Below are 19,191 nucleotides of genomic sequence, written 5' to 3'. Positions count from 1 at the left end.
CGGCACTGCGATACATGCTCCTGAATCTCTTCCACGCGACGGCCCAGGCGAACGCCGAGGGCAAGCATCTGCTCCCCGATTCCGTCCTCAAAATCCGTGACCAGGCCAACCTGCGGAAGCTGGCCGACGCCCGCACATTGCTCGCAGAGTTTCTGTCCCAGGAGGGACCGGACAGGGGCAAACAGTGAGCCGCCCGATGCGTTTTCCGAGCCGGACGGGACGGCTGTTCTGGTTTCTTTTCTGGCTTGCGGTTGGCCCGCTTGTCCTCATCTTTCCGGCGTCGGCATGGCTTTACTGGACGCTCACGCCGTTGCAAAAGGTCTACCTCACGACCTATGCCGCCAGCTCCGTAGGGGCGGGGATACCGCACAGCGAAATGACGATCCGATGGGTGATGAAGACCGCGCCCAAGCGGAAGCCGATACCCGCTTTCGCTGAGGATGTTGTTTCCGGGCCGGACCCGAAGCTACCCGTCAATCTCTCGCCCAAAGCCATCGCGGAGGGTTGGCGTGGAGTGTCCTATAGCGCCCCGGAGAAAGTGCCCGCAGACGCGCTTGCCAAGGGATTGCGCGACTACGTTTATGACGGGGTAAGCGTGTGGTGGCTGTTTGGCAGACCGATGCTCAACAGCCTTGCCGTGCTGATGCTGCTCTATGTTTTCCGGCTCTGGATGAAGCAGGGTTTTGCCCGGAGTCGGCAGCAGGAAGAACGTCACGGACGCAGAACCAAAGGCCCGGAGCTGGCATCGTCTTTACGGTGGCCGAGCGCAAAGACGGACGGCATACGGTTCCGTTTGCGCTTCGAGAACGCGCTTTTGCAGTGGCTTCCATTCGGGCCAAGCTACTGCGTCCCGAAGCGTCTTGAAGCCAGCCACATTCTGATGATGGGCGACACCGGGGCGGGCAAGTCGAACGCCATCCGGCAGCTACTTCGCCAGGTGCGGGAACGCGGAGAAAGCGCCATCGTCTACGACCCGGCAATGGACTTTGTGAGCGAGTTCTACTCTCCCGCGCGGGGCGATTTGATTCTCAATCCGCTGGACCAGCGTTGCCCATATTGGGGGTTAGGCGATGAGATCGACCGCGACGAAACAGCGGCGACCATCGCCGCCGCGTTCCTGCCGGAAAAGGAGTACGAGAAGGAGTTTTTCACCGATGGGCCGCGCCGGATACTGGCCCATCTGCTCAAACGGAGGCCGCAGCCCAGGGACATTCTGAGCATGATGGCCGAGCCGTCACGAATCGAGTTTGCGGTGAAAGGAACGCCGCTTGCCGCGCTGCTCGATGCGGGAGCACCGGCGCAACGGGCGGGTGTTCTGGCGAGCTTAAACATGGTGGCCGACAGCTTAGAGCTGTTGCCGGAGTGGGAGCATACGAGGCCGACGTTTGCGACGGCGGAGTGGTACACCGAGCGTAAGCGTTGGGTATTTCTCACGTCCACTCCTGCCTACCGCGCGAAGATTCTGCCGCTGCATTCCGTGTGGCTCGATTTATTCATCCTTCGCATGATGGGGTATTGCGAAGACCGCACGTCGAAGCCGGTATGGTTTGTGCTGGACGAACTGGCAAGCCTTAACAAGCTGCCGCAACTCCATACCGCCGTCACCGAAAATCGCAAGTACGGGAACCCTGTTGTAGTGGGTTTTCAGGGCCGCAGCCAGCTTGAAAAACGCTACGGGCAGGACGCCGAGGCGATGCTTTCGCAGCCCGCAACCAAGCTGTTTTTCAAGACTACCGAGCCACGCGCCGCGAAGTGGATTTCCGATGCTATCGGGGAAATTGAAGTGGAGCGGTTGAAGGAATCGCGCAGCATGAAGCTGTTCGGCAGCAGGAAGTCGTATGCGATGGAGATTGCAACGAAGCCGCTCGTCATGGCTTCGGAAATCTCCGGCCTCGAACCGTTGCACGGCTTCATCAAGCAGGAAAACAAGGTTGTTCCCGTTCACTTCCAGTTCGCAAGGAAGTACGGCGGACAGGGGGAGTTTATCGAGCGCAAGTTGCCAGTTGTGCCCAGGCCGTCACCGCCGACGCCGGTAGTTCGCACAGAGCAACCCAAACCATCGGCAGCGGTTCAGACTACGCTTCCACTTTTTGATGCACCCGCTGATACGCCCACCGACAAACCCAAAGAAGCGTTTGTGTGGGACGAGTCCAAAGGGATTGAATGACGAGAAGCACTTCGAGACAAATCAAATCTCGTGAGCAAAAGATGCGAGGGAAAAATGAAATTTCGGCATTTTCGATTGGGCAATGTTCGAGGGGCTGTCAATACGCGCATTCAGCCGTGGCATCGTTATCACGGTTTTCTCACGATCATCCGTGAAAGGTATGAAGCGGAAGCGAAACGGTATGACCCGCAGCCCAAGCCGGGGGTGAGAATCTACCGTGTTACAGAAGACGTGCGTGAACGCCTTCAGTTGGAGGTCGAGACCTTCTATCTATTTGCCAATATGCTCCTCGACCAGATTGCGGTCAACGTCAGGTTCTTTTTTGGCTTCACGCGTGGTCGTAAGACAAAGCTACATCCCAACGGTGAAGACTGGAGTCATTTGACGCTTCTCGACAAGTTGGCGAAGGACGCTTCAGCTCTTGGGTTATCAGGGGATGTCGATACCATCATTACTCAGGCAGACGCATTCAGGCGGCTTCGGACGTACCGTAACTCGTCCATCACACATTGGGACGCGAGTGATACCCACCTCTCAACCTCATGGGACGGAAAGGATTTAACCATTCATCTCGGGCTTGTGGGCAGTCCAACAGAGGTCAAACGCCGCCGTGACTCCGGCTTCGAGTTCCAAATGACTGTGCCGATTCCACGGTTATACGACATGTTGGACAAGTATGCGGCCACTGTCCAGATGTTTCTTGAAGCAAACGTGACGCGGTTCGTGGGAAAGTAGTCCGCCACACCTCGCAGGAGCACTCTCATCGGCTGAAGAAGCTATTAGCTTGCTAAAAGCACTAAGCGAAACCGAACAGCGGCTTGAGTTCCTTCGCCCGTTTCTGAATCAACTCCATAAGCTTGGGGTCTGCGTCCAGTTGTCGGGAAACCTCCGCCTGAGCCCACGTCCAGACCTCTTCCGCATTTATGGAAATGCCCCCACAGTGCCTCACCAAATCGGCACACTCCTGAATAAACAGCCGCTTGTCTTCCACATCTCCACCATCCGCATTTGGGAACAACCGACGCCCGACGACTCCCCCGGCAGCGCCGCCAAGTGCTTTCGCCGTTACCCACTCTTGCCACTTGGCGGGTTCACAATCGGGAAGTTGGGGCTTGACGGCGGCCATATAGCCCTCAAATCTGTTCATCGCATTATTGTGATGAATCTTCGGTCGGACTATCTCAAATGGAATTCTGCCCATCCGTTCGTAGAAGATGAGATGGGCTGCTTCATGAGCACATAAAGCAGCAATGAAGCCGGGTTGATTGTAGAGGTTCATCATCCCGGCATACGTACTTTTGAAGCCTTCGGTGGCCTTCTGTGCTTCCGTCAGTTCGCTTACATCAATCACACATCAGATTCTAATCTGCCTCGCAGTCTTGGGAGTAATCCGATCATCGAATCTAAATCGGAACCGGAAAGCCGGTTTGTAGTGAGTAAGGGACTAGAATTTTTCGTATGCTGACGATCTCCAAGCCGCTGTCAGCCTCGCAGGTACGGACGTACCATGAGCGGGAGTTTGCGTCAGAGCGGCAGAACTATTGGAGCCGCGACCAGCAAGGGCATAGTGAATGGCAGGGCAAGCTGGCCGAGCAATGGGGCTTATCGGGGCCGGTTGGCAATGAGCACTTTGCGCGTCTGACCGAGGGGCGGCATCCGCACACAGAAGCACAGCTTGTTCGCCATCAGGCTTCCAAAACTTACGAGGGAAAATTTGGCAAGGAAGTAACGAGCGTAGAGCATCGTGCCGGTTGGGATGCTACGTTTTCCGCGCCAAAGTCGGTTTCTCTTACCGCCCTTGTCGGCGGGGATGAACGTGTAAGAGAGGCACATCGAGAGAGCGTCCGCGTGGCGCTTAACGAGTTGGAGAAGTACACGCAGGCCCGCATCGGCAACATCCACGCGCCGGAGACGACCGGCAAATTCGTTGCTGCTACCTTTGAGCACGACACCGCCCGGCCTGTGGATGGCTACGCCGCGCCGCAGCTTCACACCCATGCCGTAATCTTCAACGTCACCGAACGCGACAACGGACAGACACGCGCCTTGCAGCCGCAGGAGCTATTCGCATCGCAGCGGTATGCTACTAGCGTTTACCGTTCTGAGTTGTCGATGCGATTGCAGGGTTTGGGCTATGAGCTGGAGCGCGGCAAGCATGGACAGCCGGAGATTAAGGGCTATACGAAGGAGTATCTGGAAGCCAGTAGCCCACGCCGGGGACAGATCAAAGACCATCTGCGCGAGATGGGGATAGACGGTGCGGGAGCCGCGCAGGTCGCAGCCCATCGAACGCGGGACAGCAAAGAACTGCTATCGCCGGAACAGGTATTAGAGAGACACCGGAACCTCGCCGAGCAGTATGGACACCAGGCCGACCGGATTGTTGCCGAGGCGCGGGCGCATGAACAGCGTCACGTTCACGAACCCGCGCTGAATCGGAGCACCGTGGCCGCGCAACAGGCCGTCACGTATGCCCGCGATCATTTGTTCGAGCGTTCCGCCGTGCTGGACCGGCGCGACCTTCTGGAAGCGGCGCTTAATCGCGGCATGGGTGAAACAACGTATGCCCATATCCGTCAGGAGTTCGCGCAGCGGGCCGCGCGGGGCGAGTTCCGCACGGTCCATCATGCAGGCGCAGGACAGCAGTACACCACCGCTGCCATGCTGCGCATGGAACGCGAGATCGTTACACGGATGCAGGAAGGCAATCAGCGCGGGATGAATGACCCGATGCTGGTTTCTCCGCAGATTCGGATTGCGACGGAAGACCGCCACCCGGAGCTAAATGCTTCGCAGCGTCAGGTAGTCAATGATGTTTTTCTCTCCCGCGAAAAGATAGTGGGTTTGGATGGAATCGCTGGCGCGGGCAAGACAACGGCGCTGGCCGTCATCCGTGAAGGTGCAGAGGCACAGGGGTACAAGGTCGAAGGCTTCGCGCCCACGTCCCGCGCGGCGCAAAAGCTGGCCGATGCAGGCATGGAAACGTCCACGCTGCAAAAACATCTTGCGCGTGGAGAAAAGCCGGATACCGGCGAGCGCCGCCTGTATGTGCTCGATGAATCCTCGCTTGCGTCCACCAAACAGATGCACGAGTTTGTAAATCGCCTGCATCCCAATGACCGCGTGTTGCTGGTTGGCGACCGGAGACAGCATGAGGCAATCGAGGCCGGGCGTCCCTTCGCGCAGCTTCAGGATGCGGGCATGAAAACGGTGAAGCTCGATGAGATTGTCCGGCAGAAAGACCCGGAGCTGAAACAGGTGGTCGAACAGCTTGCGCGGGGCGAGGTGCGCGAGGCCGTGCAGGGCTTGGAGCGGCAGGGCCGCGTCCATGAGATTGCAGTACGTGACGACCGCATTACAGCCATAGCGAAGGAATACGCAAAGTCGCCGGAGGGTATGCTGGTTGTCTCGCCCGACAACCGCTCCCGCGTGGAGATCAATCTGGCAATTCGTGCCGAGATGCAGGAGCGCGGCTCAGTCAGCAAAGACGACCATCGCATCGAGGCGCTTGTACCGCGCCAAGACCTCACCGGCCCGGAGCGCACATGGGCGGCGCGGTATGAGTTCAATGATGTAGTGCGCTACGCTCGTGCGTCGAAAGAAACCGGCATGGAGCGCGGAGAATACGCGCGGGTCAAGAGCGTGGATGCAGAGAAAAACCTGTTGACGGTGGTGCGGGCCGATGGCTCTGAGTTGACCTATGATCCACGCAGGCAGCAGGGAGTATCCGTCTATCGGGAGGAACCACGCAGTTTCGCCGTGGGCGACCGCATCCAGTTCACCGCGCCAGCCAATGACTTGAAGATTGCCAACCGCGAACTTGGAACCATCGAGAGTATCGGCCATGATGGGAAACTGAGCCTGAAAATGGACGGAGGCCGCGATGTGCAGCTTGACCCGCGCGAGCATCCGCATCTCGATCACGGCTATGCGGTGACGAGCCATTCCAGCCAGGGACAAACCGCCGAGCGGGTGTTGATTCACGTCGATATCGAGCTGGCCGCGAAAGACCTGCTCAACAGCCGCATGGCCTATGTTGCCGTCTCACGCGGCGCGGTAGACGCACAGCTTTACACTAACGACCGCGCGAAGCTGCCGGAGGCATTAGGGCATGACGTGTCCCACGAGAGCGCCCACACTCCAGCGATAAAGCCGGAGCAATCCATCAAGCCGCCACAGCCGGAAATCGCGCCGGTCATTGAACACGGCATGGGCTTAGGGCATAGCCTTTAAGCTATGAATCGTCCCTGTAGAATGGTGTCTTGCATTCGAGAAATGCACAGAAATCGAGAAATCGCCTGCACAGTTTCTACACAGTCAAAAACAGGCTATTTATCTCTCGATAAATCAGCGATTTCTAAAAACCTACTCACCCGCTCAGGATGACAAGGTTATTTATGTTGTGAACTTCAGACTTGGGACACTAGCGAGGAGCGGCGGTGTTCCAGTTGAGATAGATGGGGTTGCCGAGCAGTTGGAGCCGGCCGTCGGGGGTGATGACGTCGGTTTCGAGCCAGTGGTGTTTTCCGTCGCTGGGCCAGGTGGCGTGGAGGGTCTGGTCTGCTGCGGTGATGGTCTGGTTGGGAAGCGCGTCTGATGATTTGCCATCGAGCAGAAACTGAACTTTGGAGCCTGCGCAGGCTGCTGCGTGGACGGCGAGGTCGAGGGTGGTTCCGGCTGGCGCGGTGAGGAGATCGCCCATGTGGGCGGTCTGGTTGCTGACCGTGCCGGTGACTTCGAGCAGGCGGTCGTGAGAGGCGGTGGTGTCGACGAAGACGTGGCCCTCGCGGATGGCTTGGAGGATGGCTGGGACGGAGAGTTCGGTGGCGTAGACGACCGTGGCCGGGTGGCCAATGGTGCTGATCCCGCCGGGCCTGGGAACGGGACGGTGCGTGTCGCTGCCGCCGATGGCTGTGATGCGCAGGCCTCGGTTGAGCTGGGCACGCCAGTAGCCGGTGTGATTCTGGCCGCGGTCGGCGTTGTCGCCGTTGACGGCCTCTATAGCGTCGGTGAGGTGCATGTCGAAGTTTTTGGGCGACCAGCCGCAGCCCATGCAGATTTCGCCGGTGGGGCTGGCGGGATGGTTGACGCTGGCGAGTGCGCCGAGACGGTGGGCGGCGCGGAAGATGCTGTTCATGTCTGGCGCGCGGGGACTGCCTAGCTCGAAGTCGATGAAGTCGGTGGTGCCGAAGATATTGAAGTGGCCGGAGTAGGTGGTGAGTTCACGACCGGGAATGAGAAGTAGCTTGTCGAAGTAGGGCTGCATCTCGCGCTCGTCGTCGAAGTGGGAGATGGTGTTGTGGTCGGTGACGGCGACGAAGTCGAGACCCTGGGCGACGGCCTTCTGGAGCGTGATGAAGAGCGGGCAGGGGACGGGTTTGCCGGATTGACTGGGGCAGGAGCCGTCGCTGTGGGCAGTGTGCATGTGGAGGTCGCCGCGATACCAGCGGGCTTCGGTGCTGAGGGGGTGGTCGGTGAAGCTTTCGGCACCGCCGGCTTCGCCTTTGCGGGTGAAGAAGATGTCGGCGGTGTAGGTAGCGGATTTGCCGGGGCGAAGGTTGGCGACGCCGATGAGCAGGTGCCAGCGTCCGGGCGGGATGGGGCCGGGTAGGTAGGAAGGTGTGGCGTCGGGGATGCCGATGGTGAAGGAGGATTTGTTGCCGCCGCTCCAGCCGCGGAAACGCTGGGGGTCGCGGACGCCGAGGTCGAGCGTGGCGTGGTCCTGCTTGCCGGTGTAGCTGAAGTTGACGGTGATGCGCTCGATGTTGGCGGGGACGGTGAAGGGAATTTCGAGGTAGGCGTTCTGCTGCGCGCGCGTGACGGTGCCATGAAGAGTGAGGCTGGGGCGAGCGGTTTGCGCGCGGGCGAAGCTGGAAGCAGCGAAGGTGAAGACAAGGACAGAAAGAGTTATCGGTAACGTTGCTGAATTTTTCATCCTAATCATTGTTGTTCAGATTCGGGCAAGCGTAAACCCCGGAGCTTTCCTATGGTGGAGCGTGAGATAGGGCAATTGTTGGGCCATTTGGGTGCAAAGTTCTGCACGGTTGCATGGAATGGTGCTCTGAGGGGTGCCGGGTTCTTTCTGTAAGTTGATGATTTCGCTTGTTTTAGCTGGGATGAAAAGAAATGTTGGTTTGGGTGGCGAATTGCTTTGAAGTTAGGTAACTGGTTTTGGGTGGTCGTGTACGAGCAGATTGTTCAAAGCCGAAGACGGTTGTTCTACGAGTAAAAACTAATCGGATTAAAAGGAATTCTTGAAATGCTGAAAAAGCTTCTTCTCCTTAGCTCTGCGCTTTTCCTGGTTGCTGCTCCGTTTGCGAAAGCGGACCCCATTGGGACAGTTGCTACGTATTCACTCACGTTTGACGGTTGCACCGGCGGTTGCGGTTCCGGGCCCTTTGGCACGATTACGCTCACCCAGAGCGCGACTGGTGTTGTTACGGTGAACGAGACCTTGGCTTCTGGTGTTGCGTTCGTTGGGACCGGAGCCGGGCGATCGATTGAATTCAACTTGACCGGAAGCCCTGCCGTTACGATTGGCAATATTACCAGCCCATTCTTCTCATCCGGTTCAGACTCGGCCTCGACCTTTGGTGACTTTGGCTACTCGCTTTCATGCTATGACAAGGTGAATAAGACGGGTTGCGGACCGGGTGGATCGAAGCCAAATCCCGGGCCGCTGTCGTTTACCGTGACGAATGGCACCGGAGTCAACGTTTCGGACTTTATAGCCAACTCCGACGGGTACTTCTTCGCCTCTGACGTCAGTGGCGTCACCGGGAACACGGGCAACGTTGCTGCCAAGGGTGGAACGACGCCCCCGGCAGTACCGGAGCCTTCGTCGCTGCTGCTGTTCGGCACGGGCGCTCTGGGCGTTGCTGGGTTGATTCGCCGCAAGCTGTTTTAGGCGCGGATTTTTAGGGCAAACGTCATTGCTGCTCCTGCTGGTTCCCGGCGACGGGAACCAGCAGGAGCAGTCTGCTTTTAGGCGGGAGCGGAAACTCAATAGCGCGGGATGGTGGGGTCGATTGAGCGCGACCAGGCATCAATGCCTCCGGCGAGCGATTGAACGTGTTCGAAGCCCTGGTTGCGAAGCCAGATGGTGACGTTCAGGGAGCGCATACCGTGGTGGCAGAGGACTACGATAGGAACGTCGGGGTCGAGTTCGGCGTGGGCGCGGGAAGGTACGTCGCCCATGGGCATGAGAACGGAGTCAGGTAGCGAGGCGGTCTGGAACTCCCAGGGCTCACGCACATCGAGCAGGAGCGGTGCGTTGGGTTGCTGGCGCAGTTGGGCGAAGGCTTGGGGAGAGATTTCCGGTTCGAGCATGATTCAAGGATAATTCTAACGAAGGGGATGAATCGGGGTTCAGGGTTGATGGGGAAAAGCAGGTTCTCCGCCTGCGGCGAAGGATGGGCACCCGGGGATTGGGGCTAGTGGGCAAGAGCGGCTTCCTTCCCCTTCGACTTCGCTCAGGGGGCGGAATGGAAATACAAAAGACTGCGGAATGAATATGCAGCCGAGAGTTTGGAAAGAGCAGGTGACGGATCTTGGAAAAAGTATTGATTGTGGAAGATGAGGTCCATGCGCGGACGGGCCTGACGGAGCTGGTGGGGAGCTGGGGTTATCGGGCGGAGTGCGCGGCCGACGGGGTGGAGGGTCTGGAAAAGGCCGTCGAGTGGGCCCCGGCGATTGTTGTCACCGACCTAAAGATGCCGCGCATGGATGGCATGGAGCTGCTGCGCAAGATTGGCGACCTGCCGCAGCGGATTGCCGTGGTGATGCTGACGGCGCAGGGGTCGATTGAGTCTGCCGTGGAAGCGATGCGGATGGGGGCTTACGACTACATCCCGAAGCCGGTCGATCCGGTGCGGCTGAAGACGATTTTGCAGAATGCGAGCAGGCAGCGGGAGGCGGACGTCGAGATGGAGGTGACGCGGCGGCAGGTGCGCGATACGGGCGTGCTGGGGCCGCTGGTGGGGAACTCGCCGCAGATGCGGGAGGTGTTTGCGCTGATTGAGCGCGTGGCGCCGTCGAATGTGTCGGTGCTGGTGACGGGAGAGAGCGGTACGGGCAAGGAGCTGGTGGCGCGGGCGCTGCATGACCTGAGCGCGCGGCGGCTGAAGCCGTTTGTGGCGGTGAACTGCGCGGCGATTCCGGAGACACTGATTGAGAGCGAGATCTTTGGGCATGAGAAGGGCGCGTTTACCGGCGCGCTGGAGCGGCGCGCGGGGTGCTTTGAGCTGGCCGAGGAAGGGACGCTTCTGCTGGACGAGATTGGCGAGATGCCTGCCGCGACTCAGGCCAAGCTGCTGCGCGTGCTGGAGGACCGGAAGCTGCGCCGGTTGGGGAGCAAGGTGGAGACTCCGGTGGATGTGCGCGTGGTGGCGGCCACGAACAAAGATCCGGAGGAGGCTGTGGCCAATGGAGAACTGCGCGGGGACCTTTATTACCGGCTGAATGTCTTCAATATCAAGATGCCTCCGCTGCGCGAGCATTTGATGGATGTGTCGTCGATTGCGGAGAAGATGATTGACGACATGAATGAGCGGCATCATTGCACGGTGGCCGGCCTGAAGGATTCGCTGATGCAGCGGCTGGAGAGTTATAAGTGGCCGGGAAATGTGCGGGAGCTGCGCAACACGATTGAGCGCGCGGTGATTATGGCGGGAACAGGAATGCTGGGCGTGGAGCACCTGCCGCAGCACTTCGGGGAGCCTGGGTTTGCGCCGCCTCCGACGAGCGGGGTACATGCTGCGGTGACGGCGACCGGCAGGGCTGCGGATGCGGCTGCCGCCGCTTCGCGCGAGGTGCAGCGGTATCTGGACGACCAGAATACGGTGCGCGTGGAGGTGGGCACGACGGTGAATGAGGCAGAGCGGCAACTGATTCTGAAGACGCTCTCTTCGACGCACAATAACAAGACGAAGGCTGCGGAGATATTGGGGATCAGCTCGAAGACATTGCAGAATAAGCTGAAGGAATACTCGAACTCTGCGACGGAGTAAGGATGCGGCTGAAGACGAAGCTGGTGCTGTGGCTGACGGCGCTGATGTTCGCGATTGTGCTGCTGCTTTCGGTGCTGTTCGTGGGGGAGCTGCTGCGCCAGAGGATTGAGCAGACGGCGGCAACCAACGACGTGATGGCGCATGAGGTGCTGCTGGCAACGCGGTCGGCGGTGGAGTTCGGGCTGCGGCTGCATCCTCCGGTGGACACATCGGACAATGGAGTGCATGATGCCGCGCGAGACGCGCTCAGGGACCAGACGTCTCTTCTGGATTTGATGAATGCGATTGTGCGCTACTCACCTACGGTGCAGGACGTGAGCGTCACTGATGCGTTTGGGATGACGCTGCTCAGCACGAACCCGGACGCGGTGGACCATCCGTTTCCGTATAGGATGGCGCTGAGCCGGGTGCAGACAGGGGGCATGATTTTGCAGACGCGGGAGGTATTCGGACCGCCGCGCGTGCTGGACATCTCGCAGACGCTGGAACGGAATGGGATGCCGTTTCTGATAGTGCATGTGGGAGTGCGTTCGACCTTTCTGAAGAACTCGTATGAACCGTGGCTGCGGGCGGCGCTGTGGTTTGCGCTGCTGGCGGGGTTGGCCTCGATGGTGGCGGCGGCGCTGACGGCGAATACGGCGTTGCGGCCGATTGAGGAGATCAGCACGCAACTGGAGAAGTTGACCACGGGTGCGGGCGATGCCGCTCCCAAGAAGCTGACGGCGGGAGATGGGGCCGATGCGGTGGTGAGGGTGACGAAGACGATTGACCGGCTGGGCGAGCAGATGCGTTCGACCGAGGCCGGGTATACAGCGCTCCAGACGAACCTGAACCAGATGCTCGATACGCTGCGTGATGGGGTGCTGCTGTTTACGGCAGACCGGCGGGCGGTGATGGTGTCGGATGCCGTGACGTATTTTCTTGGGCCGCCGAAGGATGGTGTCGACGAAGAGATGGTGGGGAAACGGCTGGAGGAGATCTTTACGCCGGAGACTGCGCTGGGCGAGGCAGTGCTGGCAGCGTTTGCCAGCGGGGAGCAGTTAAGCGTGTCGCGCGCGACGCTGGAGGACGGCCGGCAGGTGCAGATCTCGGTGGACAGGATTGATGACGGCGTAGGCGGCGGAAACATGGGCACGCTGCTGACGCTGCGCGATACGGAGTCTGCCGCGCAACTGGGGCAGGAGCTGGAGGTGTCGCGGAGGCTGGCGGCGATTGGGCGGCTGACGGCGGGTGTGGGACACGAGGTGAAGAACCCAATTAACGCGATGGTGGTGCATCTGGAGCTGCTGCGCGGCAAGCTGGCCGAGGTACATGGTGACTCGGCTGCGAGCGCGCAGCGTCACGTGGACATTCTGGCAGGAGAGATGCAACGGCTGGACCGCGTGGTGCAGACGCTGGCTGACTTCTCCCGGCCGATGGAACTGCATTTGCGCGACCGTGATCTGCGGCAGGTGGTGGAGGCTGTGGTGGAGTTGACCGCTGGGGAGATGCAGGAGAATGGAGTTCGGGTCCAGGTGGAGATGCCTACAGAGCCGGTGATGGCAAGAGTGGATGGAGAACTGATTCAGCAGGCTTTGCTGAACCTGTTGCTGAACGGAATGCAGGCGATGAACGAGGGCGGCACGATCCATGTGCAACTGCGCAGAGAGCACCAGTCCGCCGTGGTCGAGGTCGCCGATGAGGGTGCGGGCATACCGCCGGAGGTGCTGCCGAGGATCTTCGAGCTGTACTTCACGACCAAGCCGAAGGGCAGCGGGATTGGGTTGGCAATGACGTATCGCATTCTGCAACTGCACGGCGGAAGCATGGATGTGCGCTCGAACGCGGATGCCAAATCTGCTGAGCGCGGGACGACGTTTACGTTCCGGCTTCCAATGCTGGGAGGAGTCGGGACTGGGGCCGCGTTGAATCGTAAAGTAATAGGGGAGCGCGTTTGATCTGCGAGAACAACATCACGAGAAAGGTTCCGGCGCTGGTGTGTGCCGGGCTGATGCTGGGGCTGTGCGGCTGCCGCCACCATGTGCGGGTTTCTCCGCTGCCGCCGGTACTGACGCCGGTGCCGTTGGTGGAGGTGCCTCGGCCTGCGGACGCGCCCATGCTGACGCCCCCGCATATCAAAATGCCTCCGATGCCGGTGGCTGCCGCTGCGGCGAGGCTGCCGCGTGAGCGGAGGAGGCCTGTGGTGAAGGATGAAGCGCCGCCTCCGGTTGTGTCTCCGACGCCGGCGCAGGAGGCAGCGACGATTGGATCGCTGACGGCGGGTGGGACAGGAAGTTCCCAGACCAGGCAGGATGCGGCCAATCTGATTGCGTCGAATGAGAGGCGGCTGAATGGGCTGTCTGCTCAGAAGGCAGAGCAGCAGAAGGACGAGGTCAACACGGTGAAGAATTTCGAGAAGCAGGCTCAGGATGCGCTCGGTTCAGGGGATGCCGAGGGCGCGATGACGCTGGCTACCAAGGCCAAGCTGCTGCTGGATGATCTGGAGAAGTAGCGAGGCGCGAAACAGGCCGTGTGTGCAGTGCCTCTGATGATGATTGGCCCGGACATTTCCGTGATAGGTGTAGTTCCATTCACATGCGGGTAGGATGTGTGCTGTACTGGCGTTCGGGGTACGCAAGAAAAGATACGAGGGTCTCTCCACTGCGGCGGCAAAAGGCGCCGTCTGCGGTCGAGATGATGCGGTTGTGGAAGATTGAGACCGGCGACGCGCTTAGGTCGAACGGTGATGGTTGCAGCTACACCTAAAAGAGGTCTGCTCTACGCAGTGAGCTGAGGTTCGGGCTCTGGCTTCGCGGTCGGGTTGAGGACGGGGGCGAGCCAGTGGCCGGTGTGGCTCGCGGGGTTGGCGGCGATCTCTTCGGGTGTGCCGGTGGCTACGATCTGGCCGCCTGCTGATCCGCCTTCGGGGCCCATGTCGATGACCCAGTCGGCGGATTTGATGACGTCGAGATTGTGTTCGATGACGAGCAGGGAACCGCCGCCTTCGATGAGCTTGCGGAAGGCCGCGAGGAGCTTGGCTACGTCGTCGAAGTGAAGGCCAGTGGTGGGCTCGTCGAGGATGTAGAGTGTGCGGGAGCGCGCGCGTGCGGCGGCTTCGTTGCCAGTGCGTGAGGTGTTGGCGCGGGCGGTGGCGAGGTGCGCGGCGAGTTTGACGCGCTGGGCTTCGCCGCCGGAGAGCGTGGTGGCGGATTGGCCGAGACGCACGTAGCCGAGGCCGACCTCATCGAGCACGTAGAGCTTGTCGACGATCTTGGGGTGGCCGGCGAAGTAGCTGAGAGCTTCTTTGACGGTCATGTTGAGCACGTCGTAGATGTTGCGGCCTTTGTATTTGATGTCGAGGATGGCGGGCTTGTAACGGGTGCCGTTGCACTCTTCGCAGGGGAGCTCGATGTCGGCCAGGAACTGCATCTCGACGGTGACGGTGCCGTCGCCTTCGCAGACATCGCAGCGGCCGCCGGGGACGTTGAAGGAGAAGTGACCGGGGCCGTAGCCGCGGCGTTTGGCGTCTGGCTGTGCGGCGAAGAGGGCGCGGATGTCGTCGAAGGCCTTGATGTAGGTGACAGGGTTCGAGCGTGGGGTGCGGCCGATGGGGGACTGATCGACAAGGACGACGTCGTTGAGATGATGGGTGCCGGTGAGCTCGCGGTAGAGGTAGGTGGGGTCGCCTTCGGGCTGGCCGTCCTGGTTGAGCGCGCGCATGAGGGCGCGGTAGAGGACTTGATGGACGAGCGTGGATTTGCCTGAGCCGCTGACTCCGGTGACGCAGACGAGCATGTTGAGAGGGATTTCGGCATCGACGCCGCGCAGGTTGTGGATGCGTGCGCCGGTGAGCTTGAGTTTTTCGCGGCCCGGTTCGCGGCGGTGCTTGGGAACGGGGATGGTGAGGCGGCCGGAGAGATATTTGCCGGTGATGGATACGGGATTGTCCGTGACTTCGCGGACAGTACCGGAGGCGAGAAGTTGGCCGCCGAGTTCGCCTGCTCCGGGGCCGAGGTCGAGGAGATGGTCTGCTGAGCGGATGACGTCAGGGTCATGCTCGACGACGAGGATGGTGTTACCGAGGTCGCGGAGGTCCTGCATGATGCCGATGAGGCGCGCGGTGTCGCGGGTGTGGAGGCCGATGCTTGGCTCGTCGAGCACGTAGAGCGCGCCGACTAAGCGCGAGCCGAGTGACGTGGCGAGTTGGATGCGCTGCGATTCACCGCCCGAGAGCGTGGAGCTGAGGCGGTCGAGCGTGAGGTAGTCCAGGCCGACCTGGTGGAGGAAGCGGATACGCTGGCGGACTTCTTCGAGGATTTTGCCTGCGACTTCGGTTTGTGCGGGCGAGAGATTAAGTGAGTCGAAGAAGGTTTGCGCTTCGGAGATGGTGAGCGAGGAGACTTCGCAGATGTTTTTGTCATTGATGAGGACGGCGCGGGCTTCGGCGCGGAGACGCTGGCCGCGGCAGTCGGGGCAGAGGGCGTAGCCGCGGTATTTGGAGAGGAAGACGCGGACATGGAGCTTGTACTTTTTGCGCTCGAGCGCAGCGAAGAAGCCGCGGATGCCGGGGAAGGAGCCGTTGCCGTCTTCGATGAAGCGTTGCTGTTCGGCGGTGAGATCGTACCAGGGAATGTCGGTGGGGACGCCTGCGGCGCGGGCTGCGCGAATCATCTCGCCGTGATGCGGGCGGTACTTTGCGCCGTTCCAGGGGGCGATGGCTCCGTTGGCGAGGGACTTCGATTTGTCGGGAATGATGAGGTTGGGGTCGAAGTCGATGGTGTTGCCGAAGCCCTGGCAGCGCGGGCATGCGCCGAAGGGGTTGTTGAAGGAGAAGAGGCGCGGCTCAGGTTCGCGGTAGGCGCGGTGGCAGGTGGTGCACTCGAAGGCGGCGGAGAAGCGGAGGTTTTGGGGTTGGGTAAGTACAACCGCAGGTCCTTCGACTTCGCGCTTGCGCGCTTCGCTCAGGATGACAATATCTTCTGAAACGGGATCTGGTGTGCGGGGGATGATGTGGAACTGGATCTCGCCGGATTCGCGGTAGCCGGTTTCGATGGCGTCTACGATGCGGGAGCGGATGTCGGGGCTGAGAGCCAGGCGGTCGGCGAGGACGAAGATGGGCTGGGTGAAGTCGAGTTCGAGGAGGGATTCGGGGGTGGAGAATTCGACGATGTTTCCGTTTTGGTAGAGGCGGTTATAGCCTCGGCGGCGGAGTTCGGCGAGGCGCTCTTTGAGGGATTCAGTAAGGTCGTAGGACGGTGCGGGCGCGGACTTCGCGGGTTTCGCAGATTTTTTTGCGGCGGATTTTTTTGGTTTGGGTTCCGGCTGATCTTCCGTTTCGAGCTTTGCGGGCTGCATGGGTTCGAGCTTGACTTCGGCGCGGATGATGGGGAAGAGGGCGTAGGCGCGGGTGGCTGGTTCGCCTTCACGCCCGCTCAGGCTAAGCAGCGCGGTGACGATCTCGTCTACGGTATCGTGTTTAACGATGCCGCCGCAGTGCAGGCAGGTGACGGTGCCGCAGCGGGCGTAGAGGAGGCGGAGGTAGTCGTAGATTTCGGTTGCGGTGGCGACGGTGGAGCGCGGGTTGCGCGTCTGGTTCTTCTGCTTGATGGCGATGGCCGGGGCGAGGCCGTCCATGTGGTCCACGTCGGGCTTTTCGATGCGTTCGAGGAACTGGCGGGCGTAGGCGGAGAGCGACTCGACGTAGCGGCGCTGGCCTTCGGCATAGACGGTGTCGAAGGCGAGGGAGGATTTGCCGGATCCGGAGACCCCGCTGACGACCGTGAGGGCGTTGTGCGGGATGTCCACGTCGATGCCCTTGAGGTTGTGGGTGCGGGCGCCGCGGATGGTGATCTGGTTCTGCTCGAGCTTTGGGGTGGGCGTCTGGGTGTTCATGGCCAAACTTCTATTTTCAGGCATGAGGGGTATGGAAGGCGAATTAATCTCGAAGGGAGCGGAGTTGCCCAAAGTAGGTGGCGGATGCCATGCTCAAGGGATGAAGCGGATGATTGGGTTGTATACGGTTTTAGGTGCGGTGCTGGTTTGCGGGCTGGCGGCTTTCGCGCAGGAGAAGGGCATCTGGCGGGCTATGAGCAATACGGCCATGTCGATTACCGGGGATGTGGTGTTTTCTCCGGACAAGATCACGATGGACTTTACGAGCTATACGATTGCCAGGATTCGTGACCTGAAGACGGAAGAGGTGCAGGCTGTTTTTGACCCGGAGCAGACCGGTGGGAGCGGAAGTCTGTATCGGCTGAACGTGCCGGCGGCGAAGCGGTTTCTGCACAAGAATACGTTGTGCGGAGCGGAGGACACGGAGTGGATGGCGACGTATGTGGCGGGGAAGTCGTTGCAGATTGCGTTCTTCTCGGGGATGAAGCCGCCTGCGTTGACGATTGATGCGATCAATAGCGCGACGAATCTGTGTGGGACGTTTTCGTATGTGCGGTGAGACGTAGGCCGTCTTTGCTGGGCGAGTGCATACATTTCCATCCATTGCGATGAAGCTGCGATGGATGGGTACCCGAAGGTTCGTGGCGATTCAAGCGAAATGCGGGGATTCTTCGCTCCGCTCAGAATGACACTGCATCTGCTTAGTCCTGAGATTGCGGGCGGAAGATTTCGATGAGGAGCAGGCAGGCTCCGATGACGATGCAGGAGTCGGCAACGTTGAAGTCGGGCCAGTGGTAGTGGATGATGTGGACTTCGAGGAAGTCGACGACGACGGAGTAGACGACACGGTCGTAGAGGTTGCCGATGGCTCCGCCGAGGATGAGGGCGAGGGCTACGCCGGTGAGTGTGAGCTGGCGGCCTATGCGCCAGAGCAGCGCGCCTACGATGATGACGGCGATGATCGAAAAGGCGATGAGTGAGTCGCGGACGGCGACGGGTGAGAGCGAGTCGGCGAAGAGCGAGAAGGCCGCGCCGGTGTTGAGGACGTGCGTGAGGCGGAAGACGCGCGGGATGACGACGATGCCGTAGCCGGGGCGGACGTGGTGCATGATCCAGAGCTTCGAGAGGCGGTCGAGCAGGATGACGAGCGCGGTGATGAGCAGGAGGATGGGGCGTCTGTCGCGGGTCTTTTGCGGGTCTGCGGAAACGGGGCTGGTCGTGGTCATTTAGGACGTCTCTTCAAAATCTATAGGTCGGGCTTTCAGCCCTCGGTTTTTTTGTTGTGCCTGACCTGGGGCTTCGCCCCAGGCTGGTATGAGTCGGGCCTTTGGCCCTTTTGTTTTCGTGCCTGTGCTTTAGGTGGTGGTCTCCGTGGGCTGCGTGGCGGAGTATGGGGCGAAGTGAATGGCGGTGAGGGCCTCGGCACAGCGCAGGCAGACGGTGGGGTATTTGGCTTCTTTGCCTACGTCGGAGGTGGAGCGCCAGCAGCGTTCGCATTTGTCGATAGATGACGAGGCAATAGGGCCGGCCTGGATGATGCAGGCAGGGTCAGGATTAGGGAAATCAGAAGCGGAGACGGCGACTTTAGAGACACCAAAGAGTTCCGCCAGCCCCGATTCGTGTCGTTGAAGGACGGGATACATGCTTTGCCGGTATCGCAGGTTGACCGAAAGATGCACAAGGGCATCGAGGCCCTTGCCGATGCGTTTTTCGGTACGTTCCGTTTCGAGCTTCTTGAGTACTTCATTGCGAAGCGCGAGCAGTTGGTTCCAGTCCTCTTCGATTTGCTTGACGTTGCCAGTGACGAATTCGGCAGGGTTCGGGAAGAGGGCGAGGTGAACGCTGGGTTCGCGGCCTTCGAACTTTGGCAATAGTGCCCAGACTTCATCGGCGGTGAAGCTGAGGATGGGGGCGATGAGGCGGGTGAGGGTTTCGGCGATGCGCCAGAGGGCGGTTTGGGCGCTGCGGCGGGCTGGGTGGTTGGGGGCGAAGGTGTAGAGCCGGTCTTTGAGGACGTCGAGGTAGAGCGCGCTGAGGTCTGTGTTCGTGAATTCGTTGAGGGCGTGGTAGGCGCGGTGGAATTCGAATTCGTCGTAGGCTTTGAGGATTTTTTCTGTTACCTGCGCGAGTCTGGCCAGGATGTAT

14 protein-coding genes and 1 pseudogene are annotated in these 19,191 nt (G+C 60.3%); 9 read left to right on the top strand and 6 right to left on the bottom strand.

Translation table 11 applies throughout. The features are described from left to right. From VFU66_RS11040 to VFU66_RS11030, 3 genes and pseudogenes are all read left to right on the top strand, one after another. Positions 1–188, top strand: a pseudogene (locus VFU66_RS11040) (plasmid mobilization protein); the annotation flags it as partial. Between the two features lie 8 nt (positions 189–196). Further along, positions 197–2,167, top strand: coding sequence for a type IV secretion system DNA-binding domain-containing protein (locus VFU66_RS11035; RefSeq protein WP_326446308.1), 1,971 nt, complete (start codon positions 197–199; stop codon positions 2,165–2,167). A gap of 54 nt (positions 2,168–2,221) precedes the next feature. Next, entirely contained in the window at positions 2,222–2,902 is a 681-nt protein-coding gene (locus VFU66_RS11030; RefSeq protein WP_326446307.1) for a hypothetical protein, read from the top strand. 61 nt (positions 2,903–2,963) lie between these two features. On the opposite strand, the gene VFU66_RS11025 is transcribed toward VFU66_RS11030, so the two are convergent. Further along, positions 2,964–3,518, bottom strand: coding sequence for a hypothetical protein (locus tag VFU66_RS11025; protein WP_326446306.1), 555 nt, complete (start codon positions 3,516–3,518; stop codon positions 2,964–2,966). Between the two features lie 107 nt (positions 3,519–3,625). Between VFU66_RS11025 and mobF the strand changes: the two genes are divergently transcribed. Then, positions 3,626–6,400, top strand: coding sequence for a MobF family relaxase (gene mobF, locus VFU66_RS11020; protein ID WP_326446305.1), 2,775 nt, complete (start codon positions 3,626–3,628; stop codon positions 6,398–6,400). A gap of 190 nt (positions 6,401–6,590) precedes the next feature. On the opposite strand, the gene VFU66_RS11015 is transcribed toward mobF, so the two are convergent. Then, positions 6,591–8,102 carry a CehA/McbA family metallohydrolase gene (locus tag VFU66_RS11015; protein WP_326446304.1) on the bottom strand — a complete coding sequence of 504 codons (1,512 nt, stop codon included), beginning with the start codon at positions 8,100–8,102 and terminating at the stop codon, positions 6,591–6,593. Between the two features lie 324 nt (positions 8,103–8,426). On the opposite strand from VFU66_RS11015, the gene VFU66_RS11010 reads away from it, so the two are divergent. Then, positions 8,427–9,074, top strand: coding sequence for a PEP-CTERM sorting domain-containing protein (locus tag VFU66_RS11010; protein WP_326446303.1), 648 nt, complete (start codon positions 8,427–8,429; stop codon positions 9,072–9,074). A 95-nt stretch (positions 9,075–9,169) separates the two neighbouring features. Here the strand turns inward: VFU66_RS11010 and VFU66_RS11005 are convergent, their stop codons facing one another. Beyond that, complete coding sequence (locus VFU66_RS11005) at positions 9,170–9,496, bottom strand: rhodanese-like domain-containing protein (RefSeq protein WP_326446302.1); 327 nt, start codon at positions 9,494–9,496, stop codon at positions 9,170–9,172. A gap of 218 nt (positions 9,497–9,714) precedes the next feature. Here VFU66_RS11005 and VFU66_RS11000 point away from each other — a divergent pair, with 218 nt between their 5' ends. From VFU66_RS11000 to VFU66_RS10990, 3 genes are read left to right on the top strand one after another with little or no spacing between them, the layout of a single operon-like run. Then, positions 9,715–11,175, top strand: a complete 1,461-nt coding sequence (locus VFU66_RS11000) for a sigma-54-dependent transcriptional regulator (RefSeq protein WP_414649421.1) — start codon at positions 9,715–9,717, stop codon at positions 11,173–11,175. Positions 11,176–11,177: 2 nt separating this feature from the next. Then, positions 11,178–13,112: a sensor histidine kinase gene (locus VFU66_RS10995; RefSeq protein WP_326446300.1), complete on the top strand. Its 1,935-nt coding sequence runs from the start codon at positions 11,178–11,180 to the stop codon at positions 13,110–13,112. Continuing rightward, entirely contained in the window at positions 13,109–13,666 is a 558-nt protein-coding gene (locus VFU66_RS10990; RefSeq protein WP_326446299.1) for a hypothetical protein, read from the top strand. The genes VFU66_RS10995 and VFU66_RS10990 overlap by 4 nt, the downstream gene beginning before the upstream one ends. Before the next feature lie 266 nt (positions 13,667–13,932). On the opposite strand, the gene uvrA is transcribed toward VFU66_RS10990, so the two are convergent. After that, positions 13,933–17,046, bottom strand: coding sequence for an excinuclease ABC subunit UvrA (uvrA, locus tag VFU66_RS10985; protein ID WP_326446298.1), 3,114 nt, complete (start codon positions 17,044–17,046; stop codon positions 13,933–13,935). A 31-nt stretch (positions 17,047–17,077) separates the two neighbouring features. On the opposite strand from uvrA, the gene VFU66_RS10980 reads away from it, so the two are divergent. After that, positions 17,078–17,605 (top strand): hypothetical protein, encoded by a 528-nt coding sequence (locus VFU66_RS10980; RefSeq protein ID WP_326446297.1) that lies wholly within the window; start codon positions 17,078–17,080, stop codon positions 17,603–17,605. Between the two features lie 142 nt (positions 17,606–17,747). Here VFU66_RS10980 and lspA read toward each other — a convergent pair whose 3' ends face one another. Then, positions 17,748–18,272 (bottom strand): signal peptidase II, encoded by a 525-nt coding sequence (lspA, locus tag VFU66_RS10975; protein WP_326446296.1) that lies wholly within the window; start codon positions 18,270–18,272, stop codon positions 17,748–17,750. A gap of 129 nt (positions 18,273–18,401) precedes the next feature. Continuing rightward, positions 18,402–19,191, bottom strand: a 790-nt coding sequence (locus VFU66_RS10970) for a class I tRNA ligase family protein (RefSeq protein ID WP_326446295.1), incomplete at its 5' end; no start/stop codon positions are given.

The organism is Edaphobacter sp., from assembly GCF_035763405.1.
GTDB lineage: Bacteria > Acidobacteriota > Terriglobia > Terriglobales > Acidobacteriaceae > Edaphobacter.
Note: the sequence above shows the minus strand (reverse complement) of the source record. Positions and strands in the feature narration are given on the sequence as shown.

What these genes read in the sequence shown, in the direction of transcription:
- VFU66_RS11035 (WP_326446308.1), top strand. Translation starts at nt 197, where the DNA reads ATGCGTTTTCCGAGCCGGACGGGACGGCTGTTCTGGTTTCTTTTCTGG.
- VFU66_RS11030 (WP_326446307.1), top strand. Translation starts at nt 2,222, where the DNA reads ATGAAATTTCGGCATTTTCGATTGGGCAATGTTCGAGGGGCTGTCAAT.
- mobF (WP_326446305.1), top strand. Translation starts at nt 3,626, where the DNA reads ATGCTGACGATCTCCAAGCCGCTGTCAGCCTCGCAGGTACGGACGTAC.
- VFU66_RS11015 (WP_326446304.1), bottom strand. Translation starts at nt 8,102, where the DNA reads ATGAAAAATTCAGCAACGTTACCGATAACTCTTTCTGTCCTTGTCTTC.
- VFU66_RS11010 (WP_326446303.1), top strand. Translation starts at nt 8,427, where the DNA reads ATGCTGAAAAAGCTTCTTCTCCTTAGCTCTGCGCTTTTCCTGGTTGCT.
- VFU66_RS11005 (WP_326446302.1), bottom strand. Translation starts at nt 9,496, where the DNA reads ATGCTCGAACCGGAAATCTCTCCCCAAGCCTTCGCCCAACTGCGCCAG.
- VFU66_RS10995 (WP_326446300.1), top strand. Translation starts at nt 11,178, where the DNA reads ATGCGGCTGAAGACGAAGCTGGTGCTGTGGCTGACGGCGCTGATGTTC.
- uvrA (WP_326446298.1), bottom strand. Translation starts at nt 17,046, where the DNA reads ATGAACACCCAGACGCCCACCCCAAAGCTCGAGCAGAACCAGATCACC.
- VFU66_RS10980 (WP_326446297.1), top strand. Translation starts at nt 17,078, where the DNA reads ATGGAAGGCGAATTAATCTCGAAGGGAGCGGAGTTGCCCAAAGTAGGT.
- lspA (WP_326446296.1), bottom strand. Translation starts at nt 18,272, where the DNA reads ATGACCACGACCAGCCCCGTTTCCGCAGACCCGCAAAAGACCCGCGAC.